This window comes from Paenibacillus sp. FSL R7-277, from assembly GCF_000517965.1.
GTDB classification, from domain to species: Bacteria; Bacillota; Bacilli; order Paenibacillales; family Paenibacillaceae; genus Paenibacillus_AQ; species Paenibacillus_AQ silagei.
In genome coordinates, this window is record NZ_ASPX01000037.1 from 165,974 (window position 1) to 183,422 (window position 17,449).

Annotated in this window: 16 protein-coding genes; 2 read left to right on the forward strand and 14 right to left on the reverse strand. The window is 55.0% G+C overall.

Going from position 1 to position 17,449, the window contains the following annotated elements:
• Positions 1 to 108 precede the first annotated feature (108 nt).
• From C173_RS14960 to C173_RS14995, 8 genes are all read right to left on the reverse strand, one after another.
• Positions 109 to 945: an aldo/keto reductase gene (locus tag C173_RS14960; RefSeq protein WP_036726055.1), complete on the reverse strand. Its 837-nt coding sequence runs from the start codon at positions 943 to 945 to the stop codon at positions 109 to 111.
• A gap of 191 nt (positions 946 to 1,136) precedes the next feature.
• Positions 1,137 to 1,595, reverse strand: a complete 459-nt coding sequence (locus C173_RS14965; RefSeq protein ID WP_036726056.1) for a cupin domain-containing protein — start codon at positions 1,593 to 1,595, stop codon at positions 1,137 to 1,139.
• Positions 1,596 to 1,740: 145 nt separating this feature from the next.
• Positions 1,741 to 2,676: an SPFH domain-containing protein gene (locus tag C173_RS14970; RefSeq protein ID WP_081751185.1), complete on the reverse strand. Its 936-nt coding sequence runs from the start codon at positions 2,674 to 2,676 to the stop codon at positions 1,741 to 1,743.
• Positions 2,676 to 3,110 (reverse strand): NfeD family protein, encoded by a 435-nt coding sequence (locus tag C173_RS14975; RefSeq protein ID WP_036726060.1) that lies wholly within the window; start codon positions 3,108 to 3,110, stop codon positions 2,676 to 2,678. Before C173_RS14975 ends, C173_RS14970 begins: the two co-directional genes overlap by 1 nt.
• A 663-nt stretch (positions 3,111 to 3,773) precedes the next feature.
• Complete coding sequence (locus tag C173_RS14980; protein WP_036726061.1) at positions 3,774 to 5,630, reverse strand: glycosyl hydrolase family 18 protein; 1,857 nt, start codon at positions 5,628 to 5,630, stop codon at positions 3,774 to 3,776.
• Positions 5,631 to 6,113: 483 nt separating this feature from the next.
• On the reverse strand, positions 6,114 to 6,755 hold the full coding sequence (locus tag C173_RS14985) for an XTP/dITP diphosphatase (RefSeq protein ID WP_036726063.1): 642 nt from the start codon (positions 6,753 to 6,755) through the stop codon (positions 6,114 to 6,116).
• Between the two features lies 1 nt (position 6,756).
• The gene (rph, locus tag C173_RS14990; RefSeq protein ID WP_036726064.1) at positions 6,757 to 7,515 is read right to left on the reverse strand and encodes a ribonuclease PH; all 759 of its coding nucleotides are present in this window, start codon (positions 7,513 to 7,515) and stop codon (positions 6,757 to 6,759) included.
• A 191-nt stretch (positions 7,516 to 7,706) separates the two neighbouring features.
• Complete coding sequence (locus tag C173_RS14995; protein WP_036726066.1) at positions 7,707 to 8,828, reverse strand: GerMN domain-containing protein; 1,122 nt, start codon at positions 8,826 to 8,828, stop codon at positions 7,707 to 7,709.
• A 263-nt stretch (positions 8,829 to 9,091) separates the two neighbouring features.
• On the opposite strand from C173_RS14995, the gene C173_RS15000 reads away from it, so the two are divergent.
• Positions 9,092 to 9,691 carry a phosphatidylglycerophosphatase A family protein gene (locus tag C173_RS15000; RefSeq protein WP_036726068.1) on the forward strand — a complete coding sequence of 200 codons (600 nt, stop codon included), beginning with the start codon at positions 9,092 to 9,094 and terminating at the stop codon, positions 9,689 to 9,691.
• Positions 9,692 to 9,733: 42 nt separating this feature from the next.
• Positions 9,734 to 10,573 (forward strand): hypothetical protein, encoded by an 840-nt coding sequence (locus C173_RS15005; RefSeq protein ID WP_036726069.1) that lies wholly within the window; start codon positions 9,734 to 9,736, stop codon positions 10,571 to 10,573.
• Between the two features lie 47 nt (positions 10,574 to 10,620).
• Here the strand turns inward: C173_RS15005 and C173_RS15010 are convergent, their stop codons facing one another.
• From C173_RS15010 to C173_RS34250, 6 genes are all read right to left on the reverse strand, one after another.
• Positions 10,621 to 11,142: a TetR/AcrR family transcriptional regulator gene (locus C173_RS15010; protein WP_051478066.1), complete on the reverse strand. Its 522-nt coding sequence runs from the start codon at positions 11,140 to 11,142 to the stop codon at positions 10,621 to 10,623.
• Between the two features lie 1,013 nt (positions 11,143 to 12,155).
• Positions 12,156 to 13,151: an MBL fold metallo-hydrolase gene (locus tag C173_RS15015; protein ID WP_051478067.1), complete on the reverse strand. Its 996-nt coding sequence runs from the start codon at positions 13,149 to 13,151 to the stop codon at positions 12,156 to 12,158.
• A 41-nt stretch (positions 13,152 to 13,192) separates the two neighbouring features.
• Positions 13,193 to 13,930: a class I SAM-dependent methyltransferase gene (locus C173_RS15020; protein WP_036726072.1), complete on the reverse strand. Its 738-nt coding sequence runs from the start codon at positions 13,928 to 13,930 to the stop codon at positions 13,193 to 13,195.
• Positions 13,931 to 14,335: 405 nt separating this feature from the next.
• Positions 14,336 to 14,461, reverse strand: coding sequence for a hypothetical protein (locus C173_RS35355; RefSeq protein WP_268748450.1), 126 nt, complete (start codon positions 14,459 to 14,461; stop codon positions 14,336 to 14,338).
• Positions 14,462 to 14,571: 110 nt separating this feature from the next.
• The gene (locus C173_RS15025) at positions 14,572 to 16,287 is read right to left on the reverse strand and encodes a glycoside hydrolase family 13 protein (RefSeq protein WP_036726073.1); all 1,716 of its coding nucleotides are present in this window, start codon (positions 16,285 to 16,287) and stop codon (positions 14,572 to 14,574) included.
• Positions 16,288 to 16,540: 253 nt separating this feature from the next.
• Positions 16,541 to 17,449 (reverse strand): BclA C-terminal domain-containing protein (locus C173_RS34250; protein WP_155991472.1); only part of this gene is annotated, 909 nt, incomplete at its 5' end.

A 17,449-nucleotide genomic window follows, 5' to 3' on the forward strand; every position in this document is an offset into this window, starting at 1 on the left:
GAATAGTCCTAAAAAAAAAATGCTACACTGCCGCCAAATACAAAAAGCAGCCCCCCCTTGAGGAGACCGCTCTGTGCATCTACAGCTTATAATGCTCTATCTGTCAGCTTAGAAATTGAAATTATCCGGGTCCGGGCCGAAGCGGTGGTTCTGATTCAGCTCCTCGATGGCTTTAACATCCTCATCGCTGAGTGTGAAGTCGAAGAATCCGGCGTTCTCGATGATCCGCTCCTGATGGACCGACTTCGGAATGGTGATGACACCCTGCTGCAGATCCCAGCGCAGAACAATCTGTGCTACCGTCTTGCCGTAACGCTCTGCCAATTCCTTCAGCAGCGGCAGGTCCAGATTCCCCTGCATGAGCGGACTCCAGGCTTCCAGCTGGATATCATGCTCCCGTGCATACTTCAGCAATTCACGCTGGGTCAGCAGCGGATGGAATTCCACCTGGTCCACCACCGGCACCACGCCGCTGTCCTCGATGATATCCTCCAGATGATGCGGCTGGAAGTTGCTCACCCCGATGGATTTGACCAGTCCTTCCTTTTGCAGATGGATCAGCGCTTTCCAGGTTTCTTTATATTTACCGGCCACCGGCCAATGGATCAGATACAAATCTACCTGCTCCAGGCCCAGCTTCTTGCGGCTGACTTCAAAGGCCTTCAGTGTCGATTCATACCCCTGATCCAGGTTGCGGACCTTGGTAGTAATAAACAGCTCTTCCCGGGGGACTCCGCATTCACGGATTGCCTGCCCTACACCCTCTTCATTGTTATAGCCGGCGGCCGTATCAATACTGCGGTACCCCGTCTCCACCGCAGACTTCACCGCACGGATAACCTCCTCGCCATCCTTGGTCTGCCATACGCCAAGACCCAGCCACGGCATAGTTACTCCATCGTTCAAGGTAGGCCCGCCTGTAAATGGTGCGTTCTTTTCACTCATATGGATACCCTCCAAGCCTAATTTGAATTCAACAAGCTTCCTTAACCGTATTACCGCTCTCATAATCATCCAATTGCGAAATCCGTTCCCGTTATAGCGAATAGGTTGCCAAATCGTGAAGATTGTATGCCTCCTGCATATTAAAAATGGAGCACAGCCCCTTCCCGGCTGCACTCCATGACATAGACCGCTTATTTCTTGTCAATCAGCTTGAAATCGTCAAAGTGGAACTCCGGCGATACGATGCAGGAGACGAGCGCCGGCTCTTCGCCGAGCGGGCGGGCGGCCTGCCATACGCCTGGAGGAATCACTACCTGCGGATGCTGGCCCGCAGCGATATCCAGACCCAGGATAACCTCCGTTACGTTCTCCGGCTCTGCGCCATTGCCTCCCAGACTAAGCACGATCGGGCTGCCGGAATGATACAGCCAGATTTCGGAGGACAATACAGTATGCCAATCCGAACTCTCGTCAGCATGAAGCAGGAAATAGATCGATGAAGCTGATGCGCGCGGGCCCGAATAAGCCTCGCCCAACGTGTCCTGAGGAATCTCAAACGGAGAATTCCACAGTCTCTTGTACCATCCGCCTTCCACGTGGGGCTGTAGCCCCAAGGTTTCTACGAGCGGGGAAATTTCTTTTTGCGTCATGGGTTCTTCTCCTTCAAGTTTTGCACAGCGGCAAAACAGTCTTCATAAGCAAAGGCTTAAGAGGTACAAGCGTACCTGCTAAGCCTCGGCCTGATTGTGCTATTAACTGTAACGGATCCTGCAGCAATTGTAAATTATCTTCCGCTTATTTGCCTTCTTTGCTAGCCTTAAATACTTCGGCAATCGCTCCCAGGCTGCCCAGCGTCTCCACCGCACTGGTCGGCAGGAATATTTTGTTCGCTGGTCCCTTAGACATGTCAGTCAGAGCTTCAAAGGACTGATAGGCCAGTACTTTTTCATCCAGTCCTGCGCTGGCAATCATGGCAATCCGGGCCTTCTCGGCCATCGCCACTGCTTCGATCGCCTTGGCCTGACCGAGAGCTTCCAGCTCCTGCGCCTGACCGAGACCTTCCGCCTGACGGATGCGGGCTTCCTTATCCCCTTCGGCCTTCAGGATCTTACTCTGCTTATCCCCTTCAGCACGAAGGATCATATCCTGCTTGGCGGCTTCCGCCTCCAGGACAATCGCACGCTTGCTGCGTTCTGCCTTCATCTGTTTGTCCATGGCTTCCTGGATATCGAGCGGCGGCTTGATGTCGATCACTTCGACACGCTCAATGCGCACGCCCCACTTCTCTGTCGCTTCATCCAGCGCGAGACGGATGTCGGAGGAGATTTTTTCACGGCCGGACAAGGTTTCATCCAGCTCCAGCTTACCGATAATCTGACGCATAGTGGCTGTGGAGATATTCCGTACCCCATACACATAATCGGAGATTCCGTACGTTGCTTCTTCCGGACCCACTACCTGATAGAAGATAATCGTATCGATCTGCACCTGTACGTTATCCTTCGTGATTACCGTCTGCGGCGGTACATTCGCCTGTTGAATCCGCAAGTCATGATAGACCCGCACCTGATCAATAACCGGAATCAGAATGTTCAGACCTGGTGTGAGCAGGCGATGGAATTTACCCAGACGCTCTACAACTCCAACTCTTTGCTGCGGGACAATCTTGATCGTCATTGCGATAAATACTACGACGACAACAATAATAATTCCGATAATCACCAATTCCATTAGTACATATCCCCCCATCGTTCTACTTCAATAATGGTAGTGCTTCTTCTTACTACAATTACCTGCTGACCCTTGCCCAGTGCTACTGTAGAGGTCGCACTCCATGTATCGCCGCCAATCTTGACCTGCCCGTAACGGCCAGGCTCAATCGGTTCAACGACCAGACCTTGCCTGCCGATAATCTCGGTACCCGTATCCTTGAAGCCCCGCGCATTGCGCAGCCGCTCAGACAATGGCTTGGTGAAGAACGTCAGGGCCAGGGCTACCAGCGAACCCACTACAACCTGCAGCAGCCATGCATCCGGCAGCACAAGCGCAACCAGTCCGGCAGCCAAGGCTCCCAGGCTAAGCCATAACAAATAGAATGTAAACGTAAACATCTCTACAACAAACAAGACGCCAGCGGCAATCAACCATAATACCCACATACTCATTGGTGAACCCACCACCTTCCGCTATATACTACTATAACGAAATAATCGGCATCACGTTTCACAAAATTTTTGGAGGCCGGGACAGCCGCCTGTCTGTTCATTATATTTCAGCCTGTGGAAGCTTATGAACCTTAAGCGGGATACAGGTCGGCTAAATTGTATTTAAACATAAATATATCCCATCGAAGCGCAAAAAACTCATTACCCACATTTCCGTACCCCGGAATCCTGCTTCCAAAACCTCCAAGGAACGGAATTAGTTATAAATACGGTGCCAGCCACCACGCCTGAACTGGAATGGAGAGGGGCGGATCAAGCAAGTGGATTTAATACATCTAAATAAGAAATATTATGGCACCTACAGAAATTAGTTGGAGAAACAACACTTAATCGGCCCAGATTCCCTTGAATGGGGAGCGTTCGGCGGATTAACTGTACTTTTTCCAACTGTTCGCTCTAAGTAGCGCATTTCGGCACAATTAAGTGCCTCTTTTCCAACTCTGTCAGCTCGCACTCATCTATAAGCAGGATCGTGTACGAAACAGCCTATTCTAAAAAGCACTTAAAAAAACGGTGCCAGCTTAAAAGCCAGCACCGTTCCTTGTTCTATACTTAGGCATACTCATGCCCTATGGCTGGATTTCCGTGCTGTCCGCTCCGCCTTTAGTTCAGCTTCCAGAGCGCAGGAGTGACATTCGGCTCCCAGCCGGCCAGAGAGGTATGCGCCTGCAGGCAGGTGTAGGATTGCCCGCTGTAAGTTACGATATTGCCGACACTATAAGTGGCGCCCGCTTTCCAGGCAGCAGCGCCTGGGGTAGCCGAAGGGACTGGTGTCACTACAGGAGTAGAGGTTGGCGCTACTGTCGGCGTAGCCGAAGGGCTTACTGTCGGGAGTGGCGTAGCTGTCGGATGCGGAGTAGCGTTACCGCAGGTTCCGGTCACCCGCCACACCCCGAAGGCTCCGCTAAGATCCGGCCGGTCCCCTTGCGTCCACCACTGGGCCTGATAGATCAGCCCTCCATAGGAGACCTGCTGCCCCTGTGTGTAGACAGCGGTGGAACTCCACGCAGCGGCCGTGCATTGACCTGGTGTCACAGTCGGCGTAGCTGTTGCGGTCGGCGTGGCCGATGGCTTCACCGTTGCGGTCGGCACCGGCGTAGCCGTTGGTGTGACCACTCCGCCGCCCAGTTCAGCGCTGAGCTTGGTCTGCAGCGTCTTGTTGCGATCTCCGCTGGTCTCCCAGAACATGGCTCCGGCCAGACCCTTGGTTTTCAGGTAGCTGGCTTTGAAGCCGATGGATTCGGCATCATCATAGCTGATGAAGGTTTGATTGGACGGGTTATAGAGATAAGGAACCTTGGAGGTATTGTTCCAGTAACGGGTGTAGCCGTTCTTATTGATATAATTGGCTTCCAGATCACTGAAATCGTAGTTGCCCTTCTCCCAGGTTCCGGTCTGGGAGATCCCGGCAGATACCTGATACTGCCCGTTCCCCGCAGCAGGGGCCCCGCCCCAGCCCCGGCCGTAGAACGGCATGCCGAGCACCAGCTTATTAGCCGGTACGCCTGCACTCAGATAGCTGGTCACCGCCTTGTCGATATTATAGTTCGCCGGCTCGGTCAGCCCTGACGATGCGGCTGCCGGGTCATAATACAGCGGCGCATTGTGGCCGGTAGTAGGGTTCCAGCTGCCGTTGAAGTCGTAGGTCATAATGTTGATCCAGTCCACCACAGAGGCGATTCCGCTAAGATTGTTATTCTGGATGTAGGTCGGTCCGGCACCGGAAGCGATGGTCAGCAGATACGTTTTGCCGTCGGCAGCTCCTGCGGCGTTCAGCTTCTCCCGGATCTTTTGGAGCAGCAGGATGTAGTTCTGCTTATCCTCAGGACGGTAGCTGTTGCCCGCAAGTCCCCCGCTGACCGGGTATTCCCAGTCCAGATCGACACCGTCCATCTTGTATTTGCGGATGAAATCGACGGAAGAATTGGCGAACACCTCACGGGTTGCCGCCGTGGCAGCCACATCCGAGAAGCGGTTGGACCAGGTCCAGCCCCCGACAGAGATCATCGTTTTCAGATTCGGATTCTTCTCCTTCAGCTTCCAGAGCTGCTTCAGATTCCCCTTGATCGGGTCATCCCATTTATCATCGCCGAAGCTTTTCTGGGCATCGATCCAGGGATCGCCCAGCACTACGGTGCCATTGGGAACGCTGATCGCCTGTCCCTGCTCGTTCTGGCAGGACCAGGTGACCGGATTCGGCCCGGTCGGGTCGGGATTGCCGTGTATTCCGTTCCAGCAAATGTCGGCAAAGGCATAGTTGATGACATTCATTTTACCAGGATCGATATCCGTTACATTATAAGCCCGCCCGTAGGCGGCCCATGAAGCATAGTAGCCGACAATCTTGTAGTCTCCGGCTGCCTGAACAGTTCTGCTGTTTGCACCAAAAGCCGAAAAAAGAGTAAGGAAAAGGACTGCCGCCAAGCCAAGCACAAAGGATTTGCTTTTGATAAAGGCCATTTCGTGATTACCTCCCCGGTTCAATGCGTAACCTGTAAGCCTGCTTCATGGACATCCATGCGTCTTTGCCATCAAGGATATTAAGTGACCGTTCTTCCCTTGCCGTGAATGAGAAAGCTCAGCGTTCACCTCCCGGACCCGATTGGCCTTGACCTTCACCCTGTGAAACTATTAAACTCCTGGCAATCTGACTGGTAGAATAGTGAAATACAGCTCAAAAAAAGCGCAGTTCAGCAGCATACGGATCACTCGCTCCGCTACGGCCTACGTTGTTGTTTGGTACAGGGCAGGGTGGGTGGATCGCGACGATTTGCGGAAGGATGCAGGACCTGCGAAGGGGTGAAGTCAACTCTTATTCTCATACAAAGCCGGAGGATATGCTAGGGATAAATTTCCATAATCAGGGGGGATTATTATCTAAAAAAAACAGAAGCAGCCCCGAGCATATTCTACTTACGGGCTGCTTCCAAGATTCCAACTCTTCTATTTACCGCCGCTCTGCGCAGCAGCAAGCTTCTCGGTCAGACGCCGCAGCGCCGTCCCGCGGTGGCTGATCGACTGCTTCTCCTCAAGCGTCAGCTCAGCCATCGTCTTCTCGTATTCCGGGAGATAGAACAGCGGGTCATAACCGAAACCGCCGGCACCCGCAGGCTCCGAGGTAATCCAGCCTTCGACCGTACCCTCAGCCGTCCATTCCCGGCCGTCCGCCGGATCATAGAGCGACAGGGCACAGACGAACCGGGCAGGACTCAGCAGCGGCTGTCCGGTATCCTCCCCCTGCTTGAGCCGCTCCAGCTCGCTCATCAGCTTCAGATTATTCGCCTCATCATCCGCCGCCTCGCCGGCATAACGGGCCGAGTATACGCCGGGGCTTCCGTCCAGCGCCTCTACACAGAGACCGGAATCGTCTGCCAGCACCGGCAGTCCAAGAGCGTCTCCTACAGCGCGGGATTTCTTGAAGGCATTCTCTGCAAAAGTGGCCCCGTCCTCGACCACATCCGGCAGATCCGGGTAGTCATACATGCTTTTGACCGTAAGTCCCAAGGGAGCAAAGGCATGCTGGAACTCCCGCACCTTGCCTTTGTTCTTCGTCGCGACAATCAGAATTCCGCTGCCGGACTTCATCCTACACCTCTTGACCGGTCTGGCCGGCAGGGATTTTGAGCGCGATGGCGCCAAGGACTTCTTTTTGCACAGCGATCAGCTCGTAGATCCCCTTCTCTCCGAGACCCAGCAGCTGGTCCAGCTCCTGGCGGGTGAACGGGCGCTCTTCGCCCGTGCCCTGAACCTCAACGAAAGCGCCGCTGCCCGTCATGACCACGTTCATATCCACCTTCGCCTTGGAATCCTCTTCATAATTCAGATCGAGCAGCGTCTTGTCGCCAACGACACCCACACTGATGGCTGCGAGGTAGTCTGTAATCGGGAAGACCGTCAGCTTATTCTGGAGGGCAAGCTTGTTCATGGCGAAGGCCATCGCTACAAAAGCACCCGTGATCGAAGCCGTCCGCGTTCCCCCGTCTGCCTGAATTACATCGCAGTCCAGCGTAATACTGCGTTCGCCGAGCGCCTGCAAATTCACCACCGAACGCAGGGCCCGTCCGATCAGGCGCTGGATTTCCATGGTCCGCCCGGTCAGCTTGCCGCGTGCGGCTTCACGCTGGTTGCGGGTCTGGGTCGCGCGGGGAAGCATCGAATATTCGGCGGTTACCCAGCCCTTGCCTTGTCCCTTCAGAAACGGCGGGACCTTCTCATCCACCGTTGCCGTACAGATGACCTTGGTATCTCCCATCTCAATGATGACGGAGCCTTCTGCATATTTGTTGGTCTGGGTCGTTATCGTCAGTGGCCGGAGCTGGTCTTCGTTGCGTCCGTTTGATCTCATCTTTTCTGCCTCCTACATCGTATAGCGCAAAGTTTGTGTATACATTCATCCGTATCTTATACGCAGAAACGGGTGCCGCCCCCTATGGAAGAGAACGGCACCGCTGCTCCTGACCCGTTATTCGGATGAACAATACTTTATTCTATCAAAGAGTAGGCACAAAAGCATCTTTTTAGGCCAGTGGATTCGCTCTAAAGCGGCAGCTCGTTCACATATTCCGGCGCGGAGACCGGCTGGCCGTAATCGACGTTGTTGGTACCCGTAACCGTATCCTTGCCGTTCAGACGGATCTGTACCAGCGAATCATCTGTATTCTGGGCCACCGTCAGCACGACCGACTCCAGCATCTCCTCGGGAATGCTTGTGCTGCCTTCGAACATATCATCGGTCAGCGATACGGTGACTACCCCGTTCTGCCCTGCTTTTACAGAATCAACTACCGTTCCCTGCGTCATGACCATCTCCAGGCCGTTCTCGGACTGCGGTCCGGCAATCAGCTCGCTCAGAGCTGCCTTCACCGTATCCCCGCCAGCGGGTACAAAACGGGTAACCGGAACATAATACTGGTGGCCGCCATCCGGTGAAGCTGCTGCGAAATAGACTGTAACTGCGCTGGAGTTCATCATCAGTGCGTTATGCTTCGGCAGATTAATGCCCATGGTACGGGACAGCGGGCGATCCAGCGGTGTGCCTTGCAGCGGCATTTCAGTCAGCTTTTTGCCATCGACCCAGAGCTGTACTCCCTTGATGTCATCCTGCCCGGTCAGTGTCCAGGTCAGCGCTTCAAGGATTTTGCGTTCATCCGCAGGATCGTAGTCGTTAAACGCCGAGTTGAATTCAACAATTGCGACATGGTCCTGGCCGACAGATACATTGTTCACTTTCGTCCCTGCAGGAAGTACGCCTTGGAAGCCCTTAGGCAGTGCAGACGCGTAATCCCCCTTGCTGACGAGTGCCGTGAGGGAATTTTTCAGCATGACCGTGTCCTCGCTTTTTGGAAAGGACAGAGCCACCGGAGCCAGCAGACCGTTCTGATCCTCTAGATACACAGTAGTCCGCTCCCCGGCTACAGCAGGCGCACCGGTATCCTTCACCCCGGCAGACAGATCAGTCTCATCCATGGAGGCCGGTCCGAATACACCGGTATCCAGCGTATCTTCCCCGCTCACTTGCAGCATTTGCGCTTCTACGGCGGCGGGAGGCGGGTCCACAGCGGCGGATTCTGAACCGAACAGACTGCAGCCGGAGAGCACAAGCGGAACGGCCAGCAGGCAAGCCGCAGACGCCCCGCGGAGGTGTTTCACTGGTTTCATCAATCTTCATTACCCCTTTCTAGCGTTAAGATCAGTTTGTACTGCTATGTATACGAGCCCTGTGTCCAAAAAATAACAACAGCTTATCCTAAATTACAGAAGTTCTGCCGGAACCCCTGCTTGGCTGCAGACCCTGCTGTGTTCATCCAAGTTCAGCCTGCTTGCGGGATACAAATCCGGAGGTTTCTGGACATCGGTCTGCCGCTTGCGTACAATTTAGAACATAGCCAAATCACACCCGACTCACGAATGGAGGACTTCCTATGACTGATGCCAAAATTCCTTACAGCCTCAACAGCAAAGCCGTTGCCGAAGCGACCCGGTACTGGCTGCACAAGCGCGGGGTCACCCTGGAGGAGATTGCCGAGCTTGTCATGATGCTGCAAAAGAAATACTATCCGGGCCTGACCATGGAAGAATGTATTCATAACGTTGAGATGGTCCTCAGCAAGCGTGAGGTGCAGAACGCAGTCTTGACCGGCATCCAGCTGGATGTGCTGGCAGAGGAGGGCAAGCTGTTCTCGCCGCTGCAGGATATGATTGAGAACGATGAAGGATTGTACGGGGTAGACGAGATTCTCGCCTTCTCGATTGTTAATGTATATGGCAGTATCGGCTTCACCAACTATGGTTACGTGGACAAGCTCAAGCCCGGCGTACTGGAGAGGTTGAATGACAAAACCACCGGCCAGATCCATACCTATCTGGATGATATCGTAGGTGCTGTAGCCGCAGCGGCCAGCAGCCGGATCGCTCACCGCAAGCAGGCGGAACGCGAGCAGGAGCTGGGCCAGCCCCATGCCCCGGAGGACGCGGAAGAGGCTGCACGGCGCAGCCGGCTGGAGGAGACGTTGCCTGAATAAGATGAGAGCTACTATTTATAAAAGGAAAGGTGCGAAGTATGCATGACCTATTCGTTCGTAGTGGAGCCGCTGGCCGTCCAGGATTTCGAGAGTGAGGATGAGCGGATTGAGCGGTGTAAGGAATGGAATCTTCTGCCCGGTTCAGCCACCCGGGTCAAGACTTATCTGTACAAGCGGCAGGGCCTGACCCTGCCTTGTGAAATTATAGGGTTTGTGGATAATCAGACGGTGGTGGTCCAGTTCGAGAATAAGCAGCAGCATTGTATCCACCCGGCCTACCTCAAAGAAATGCAGACCGCCAGCTTCGGCCAGCGCGCGCAAGCGGCGGCGGATGCACGGTCCGAGGACCCGGCAGAAGCTGCCGGAGAGACCGAGTTGCTGGAGAACCAGCCGGTTGAGGAGGTTCGCGGTGAGGATGATGCGGAGGGTGCGGGGAGTGCTGGTGCTGCGGTGGGCGATACTGCGGAGCGTTCAGAGAGTGGGAGTGCTGATGCCGCTGGAGGCGTGACTGCTGCGGAGACAGCAGCTCCTGCAGAGAAGCCGCGCAAGCCAGCCGCCTCCAAAAAGAAGCCCGCCCTGCAGCTGCCGGAAGACAAGCTCAAGGTTACAGCGGTTGTCAAGGAATTCACGACCGTTCCCAACCACTTTTCGGATAACGATGATGAAGTGATTATCTATGACAATGTAGCGATAGAAGGGCATGAGCTGGCCATTGACGAAGTCTGGTCAAGCCATAGTGCCACGCTGAAGAAGCTGGAGCTGAAGGAGGGCGACCCTGTTTCTTTTGAAGCGAAGATTGTGGCTAAGAAGCTCTCCCAGCACCCAGTCAAATACAAAATCAACAACCCGTCCAAGATGAAGGTGATCCAGCCAGATTCTTAAGAATGGGGATAATTGCAGACCGCAGGCCACTGGACGGCACCGTTAGATTATTGTCTAGGCAGCGCGTCCAGCGGCTGCGCTCCCATTTGGTTGCGTTCGAGGAGGATACTGATATCCTCCATCAGCTTTTTGGCCGAAATAGGCAGCGAGTGTGTAATCCACCATTCCATGACTCCCACAGCAGCCGAAGCCATAAAATGCAGCAGCATCTCCTTGTTCATCCCCCGGTTCACACCATCCATATCGATCTGCTCCGCCAGTCCCTCCATCAGCATGGCATGCAGACGGCTTCTGAAGGCAGGAATGCCGCTGTTATTAATGAGTGTAATGAAGACGGTAGCATGCTGCTCCACATATTCAGCCGTACGCAGCAGGGGACCGGAGGAGGTGAAATCCAGATTCTCCTGGACGCCCATACAGCGGTCACGCAGCTCCGTCATTTCCTTCTCAACACACTGATCCAGCAGATCATATTTGTCCACAAAATGCAGATAGATAGTCCCTCTGCTGACATTAGCCCGCTCCGCAATCTCATGAACCGTAATCTGCTCAAAGCTCTTCTCTTCCATCAGACTAAGAAACGCTTTAAAAATAGCATCCCGCGTCTTCCGATCCGCCTGTCCACTGCCATCCCTCTTACATCTCCTTCCCCTGAGCCCTTAGTTGGGTTCATCATATTTATCAGTTGTCAAAAAATCAACAGGTGTGCAGAATCCAAGGGCACTGTGCTCCTCATTTACGCTACTCGGCCACTTTCGCAAAATTCAGGGGCACTTGTGCTCCTCATTTACGCTACTCGCCCACTTTCGGCGAATTCAGGGGCATTTGTGCTCTTCATTTACGCTCCCCGCCCACTTTCGCCGAATTCTGGGGCACTTGCGCTCCTCATTTACGCTCCCCACCCGCTTTCGGCGAATTCAGGGGCATTTGTGCTCTTCATTCAGACTGCTCAATAGGATTTATCCCTTTCATTTCTACACATCTGCCATTTCTAGCTGAATCAATGGGATTTATCCCTTTCATTTCTACACATCCGCCACTTCCAGCTGAATCAATGGGATTTATCCCTTTCATTTCTGCTCATCCGCCATTTTCAGCTGAATCAATGGGATTTATCCCTTTCATTTCTACACATCCGCCATTTTCAGCAAAATCAATGGGATTTATCCCTTTGAATCTCATACCTCACCGCTTACAGCCGACTTTGGAGGAGGGATGAGATGTGTTGATTACAGACTACAAGTTTTCACCAACGAATTAGTCATTTCTTCCAGGCATTCCAGTTCTCTAGGTTCTCAGAATAATGTGAGCGTAACATCAGGCGAATAAGCATGTTAGAGTCAACGGGTTGTGTGCAGCGGGGTATCAGCAGCGGGTTGTACCATTGAGTTACGGGTTGTGAGTTACGGGTTGTGAGCTTAAGAGTTATGAATTGTGAGTTACGTGTTATGAGCTACTTGTAATTGGCTGAGTGTGATGAGCTACGTGTATGTGTTATGAACTACATGTGATGAGCAGCGGCAGCAGATTACAGTATGTTGTAATCTGCTGCCAGGAGCACGCACTGCTTCCTCGCGCCAGTCTACTCCACAGCCGTGAAAAGCAGGCCGCCGCCTGGCCCGGCCTCCGTCTCGGCCGCCCGCCCCCGGCGCACCAGCTCGGCCAGATGGGCCAGCGCCTCGCTCATGGCGAACCGCATCTGGTGCGCTGTCGCGACCCGGCTGCGGAACAGCCCCTCGCAGACCGCGAACCCGCTCTGCGGTCCGCCTGCGAGCAGCGCGGCTGTAGCATCCAGCCGCTCCTCATGGTGCCGGAGCAGGCTGTCCGCCCGCGCCGTGAACCCCGGGAACGGTTCCCGGTGGCCCGGGAACGCCAGCGTAACCCGCAGGCTGCGCAGCTCCCGCAGCCCCTCCAGGAACGTCAGCAGCGGCTGCGGATCGCTGCCCGGCTGCAGGCCGACATTGGGCGAGATCTGCGGCAGCACAGCATCGCCGCAGAGGATCTGCCCGCTGCCGCCGTGGTAGAACGACACATGCCCCGGCGCATGCCCGCCTGTGATAATGGGCTGCCATTTCCGGCTGCCCATCACAAACGGCTCCGCGGCATTGATATAGGTGACCTCCGGCTGCGGGGTCACCTCGGGCAGGAAGCTATCCAGATGCTCCCGGATACCCAGAAGCCACTCCTCCGGCATGCCATGCCGCCGGAAAAAGAGCGGCAGCGCCTCATTCAGAATCGCCTCGTCCCCCCAGGCCAGGGCAGCCTCGGCATGCGCCCGCTCGCTCATCCACACCCGCGCTCCGCTGCGGGACTGCATCCAGCCTGCCAGCCCGTAATGGTCGGGATGATGATGGGTCACCACGATATCCCGCACCTGCGTCCAGGTAAGGCTCAGCGCCTCGAGTACCCCCTGCCAGGCAAGCTCGGCAGCCGGTGTATGCGGGCCTGGATCAATGACCGTAACCCTGCCGTCCTTGTCCGGCAGAAGATAGCTGTTAATCTGGCGCAGCGGCAGCCTCATTGGTACAGATACCTGAAGAACTCCTTCGTCCCAAGCTTGAATGATCTCCTTGTTCAACCTTCCTTCGCCTCCTCTAAGCCCTCTCCCTGATGCCATCTCTAAGGTCTGCCTCCCATGAAGATCATGCGGGCTGAGGCTTCAGCGTCATATTCCTCTTCATCGTAGCCGCCGTGAACGGTATCCAGCCGCAGCCCGGCAGCGTCAAGCATTCTGCGGAAATCCTCCAGCGTGTAGAGCTTCACCCGTTCCTGGCACTTGCGGGCCGGAGCGCTCCCGGCCTTCGAGGTCAGCAGGATCTCCTTTTTCACATACCCCTCCTCGATCCGGCGGGTCTCGTCAATCGTGATATCTCCATCCTCGCGGACCGAATGGGGCACCAGATGGCGGATGACGTAAGCCGGGTTCAGGAAATCAATGAGGAACCGGCCACCCGGCTTCAGCATCCGGCAGATCTCCTTAAGCACCTTAATCTGCTCCTCATCCTCTTCAAAATACCCAAAAGAAGTGAACAAATTGACCACAGCATCGAAACCGCCCTTAAGCGGAAGCTCACGCATATCCGAGCGCAGCCAGGTTACCTGCTCCGCACCCGCCTGCGCACGCGCCTCACGCAGCAGCACCTCCGACAGATCCACGCCTGTTACTTCATAGCCAGCCTGCGACAGAGCCAGCGAATGGCGGCCCATGCCGCAGCAGAGGTCCAGCACCTTCGCGCCCCGGGGCAGGCCAAGCCACTGGATCAGGCTCTCCACCTCATGACGCGCACCGCTGAAATCCCTGTGTCTGTATACAATCAGATAGTCCTCGCCAAAACATTGCTCATACCACTCACTCATCTCTCTCCTAACTCCCTCCATACCCCGCTTCACCGCACGGGCTTATCCCTGTCTCTAATAACGCCTATTGTACCGCCTTTTAGTGTAGAAGCCCAGCGAAGTCACAGACCTGCAACACATAATCATTTATTTATAATTAAAGGAATAGGATCACATTGCGGGTTAAAAACATATTACCTCGCGGCGTATATGTATTCGGTTTTCCGCATACATTCGGCCTACTCGCCCTCCATGTGCCCATTGTATTCGGTTTTCCGCATACATTCGGCCCACTCGCCCTCGACGTGCCCATTGTATTCGGTTTTCCGCATACATTCGGCCCACTCGCCCTCCATGTGCCCATTGTATTCGGTTTTCCGCATACATTTTACCTCCTCAACTAGTCCGTCCTGCATACGCTGAAAATTAGTTGCACTCCTCCTGCTGCCCCTCCCCCTGCTCTTCTTCCTGCTCTTTCTCCTGCTCTTCCTCCTGCTCTTTCTCCCGCTCCTTCCTCAGCCCTACCATCCCCACAGAGCAGAAACGATTCATGGAATCGTAATTTCCTGAACAAACACAAACAGCAGCCCCGGTACCGCCGGGGCTGCTGCACATCTGTACGTTTGGTTATGAAGTAAGTTATGGGATCCTGAGTTATAGCTTCACTTCGCTTTAGCAGAGCCCTTATCCAACCGCTTGAGATACACGCGCGCTTCATAAGGGCGGAGCTTCAACTGCTGGAGATCCTCCTCCTGAGCAGGCTCATAATTGGAGATCAGCAGTTCCAGCTTCGCGGCCGGCTGGAATTCCTCAGGCAGCTCGAATACCGGCTCATGCCCGAAGAAATTCAGGATCACGAGCAGGCGCTCGTCCTCCAGCGTCCGGGTATAGGCATAGATTTCGGGATGCTCCTTCAGCAGCAGTCCATATTCGCCGTAGACGATGACCTGATGTTTTTTGCGCAGCTGGATCAGCTTCTTATAATAGTTGTAAATAGAGTCGGGGTCCTTGACGCTGCTTGCTGCGTTGATCTCCCGGGAGTTCGAGTTGACCCTGATCCACGGGACACCTGTGGTGAACCCGCCATCCTCGCCATCATCCCATTGCATCGGAGTCCGGGCATTGTCGCGGCTTTTGGTATGAATAGCAGCCATGATGTCGGCTTCGGGAACACCGGCGTTGCGCTTTTCCTCATAATAGTTCAAGGTCTCCACATCCCGGTAATCATCGATCGACTCGAAGGCCACATTGGTCATGCCGATCTCCTCACCCTGATAAATATACGGCGTGCCTTCAAGCATATGAATGAAGGTGGCGAGCATCTTGGCCGACGGAACCCGGTAGTACAGGTCATCGCCGAACCGCGAGACCGAGCGCGGCTGGTCGTGATTACACAGATAGTTGGCGTTCCAGCCCCGGTTATGCAGGACGGTCTGCCAATCGCTGATGATGGTCTTAAGCTCCGTCAGCTTCCAGGGCACCACATCCCATTTCCCGCTGCCCGGCGAGGCGGCATCCAGATTCATATGCTCGAACTGAAAGGTCATATTCAGCTCGCGGCGTCCGTCTCCAACATAATCCAGCGCCTGCTCCGGCCCGAGGCCGGAGGTCTCCCCTACCGTCATGATGTCGTAGTAATAGAGCACCTGATCGTGCAGATTCTGCAGCAGGGTATGCACATGATTCAGGTTCGAGAACATGTCATAGGCGCGGACAGTGGGGGTGCCGCCGGGATTCAGGGCATCCGGGTAGCCTTCCGCCTTCACGATATGGGCAATTGCATCGAAGCGGAAGCCATCCACACCCTTCTTCAGCCACCATTGCACCATCTCGTGCAGCTTGTCGATGACGGCCGGATTCTCCCAGTTGAGATCGGGCTGGAACCTGGAGTACAAGTGCAGATAATATTCATCCGTCCGGGGGTCAAGCTCCCAGACCGAGCCGCTGAAGTAGGATTCCCAGTTGTTCGGGGGTCCGCCGTTTTTGCCTTTGCGCCAGATATAATAGTCCCGTTTGGGATTATCCTTCGAGCTTCTCGATTCAACGAACCACGGGTGCTCATGCGAGGTATGGTTCAGCACCAGATCCATCATCAGCTTCATGCCGCGGGAATGCATCTCGCGCAGCAGCAGGTCGAAGTCATCCATCGTGCCGAATTCCTTCATAATGTCGCAGTAGTCGCTGATATCATAGCCATTGTCATGGTTCGGGGATTTATAAATCGGGCAGACCCAGATCACATCCACCCCGAGGTCCTGCAAGTAATCAAGCTTCGATAAGATCCCGCGCAGATCTCCAATGCCGTCACCGTTACTGTCCATGAAGCTAATCGGATAGATCTGGTAGACAACACTCTCTTTCCACCATTTAGGGTTCACTTCAGATACCTCCGCTTCTCTCGATTCCTATGGTGCTAGACATAATAATATATCTTAACCATACTGGCTGAAGTGAATAACAATTTATCTAAAAAGCGTATAACTGCTCCTTAGTGTCAACCCCAGAACAGCAACTTCAACAACTGCGTATCTACAGGCCTTATAGACCCTTGCCGAAAAAAGAAAGGGCGGAAACCTGATCAGGTCCCCCGCCCTCTATACAACCCTGCTCTTCATCCTTGCAGTTGATCTGCTAGGCCAACTGCTTAATCACAATCGAAGCATTGACATTGGCTTGTGTGCCCCCAGCCAGCGTCTGCAGTGTGACGGCGGCAGACGAGCTGTGATTCCGGAGCGTCAGCACATCACCTGAGGATAAAGCGATGATCGCCTGCCCGGTATTCTGCTGAGTGCCTGCGCCCGATCCATAGACCGTTCCCGGAACCTGTGCCCCATTCACGAATAGGGCGAACTGGCTGGGCTCCACACCGGATACCGAGAAATTAACCTCATAGATTCCGGCATTGGCAACCGAAATTGTAGTTGTCCCAGGGGCATGTGTAATTCCCGGGGTAATCAGCCCATTCGTATCAAAAGACACATCTGCCTCAATTGGCACTACCTGTGCTCCGAGGTTATATACATAAGCGAACTGGGCGATTCCTCCAGCCGCTCCTGTGGCCCCGGTTGCACCCGCTGGACCGGCAACTCCTGTTGCCCCTGTGGCTCCAGCTGGCCCTGCTACACCTGTAGCGCCTGTGGCCCCGGCGGGTCCGGCTGCTCCATCTGCTCCGGCAGGACCTGCCGGGCCTACAGGGCCTGCCGCTCCGCCCGCTCCTGCGGGTCCTGCCGGTCCTACTGCTCCCGCAGGTCCTGCGGGTCCTACAGGGCCTGCGGGTCCTGGTGCGCCCGCTGGCCCTGCCGGGCCAATCCCTCCCAGCGCTCCGGCTATCCCAGCTGCTCCCGCTGCACCTAACGCACCGGCTGCTCCGGCTGCTCCGAGTGCACCCTGAGCTCCGGCTGCACCCAATGCTCCGGCGGCTCCCGCTGCACCCAGAAGCCCGGCAGCCCCGGCTGCTCCACGGGCACCAGCTGCCCCGCCTGCTCCTGCGGCTCCGCCTACGCCTGCGGCTCCGAGCGCACCAGCCGCTCCCGCGGCTCC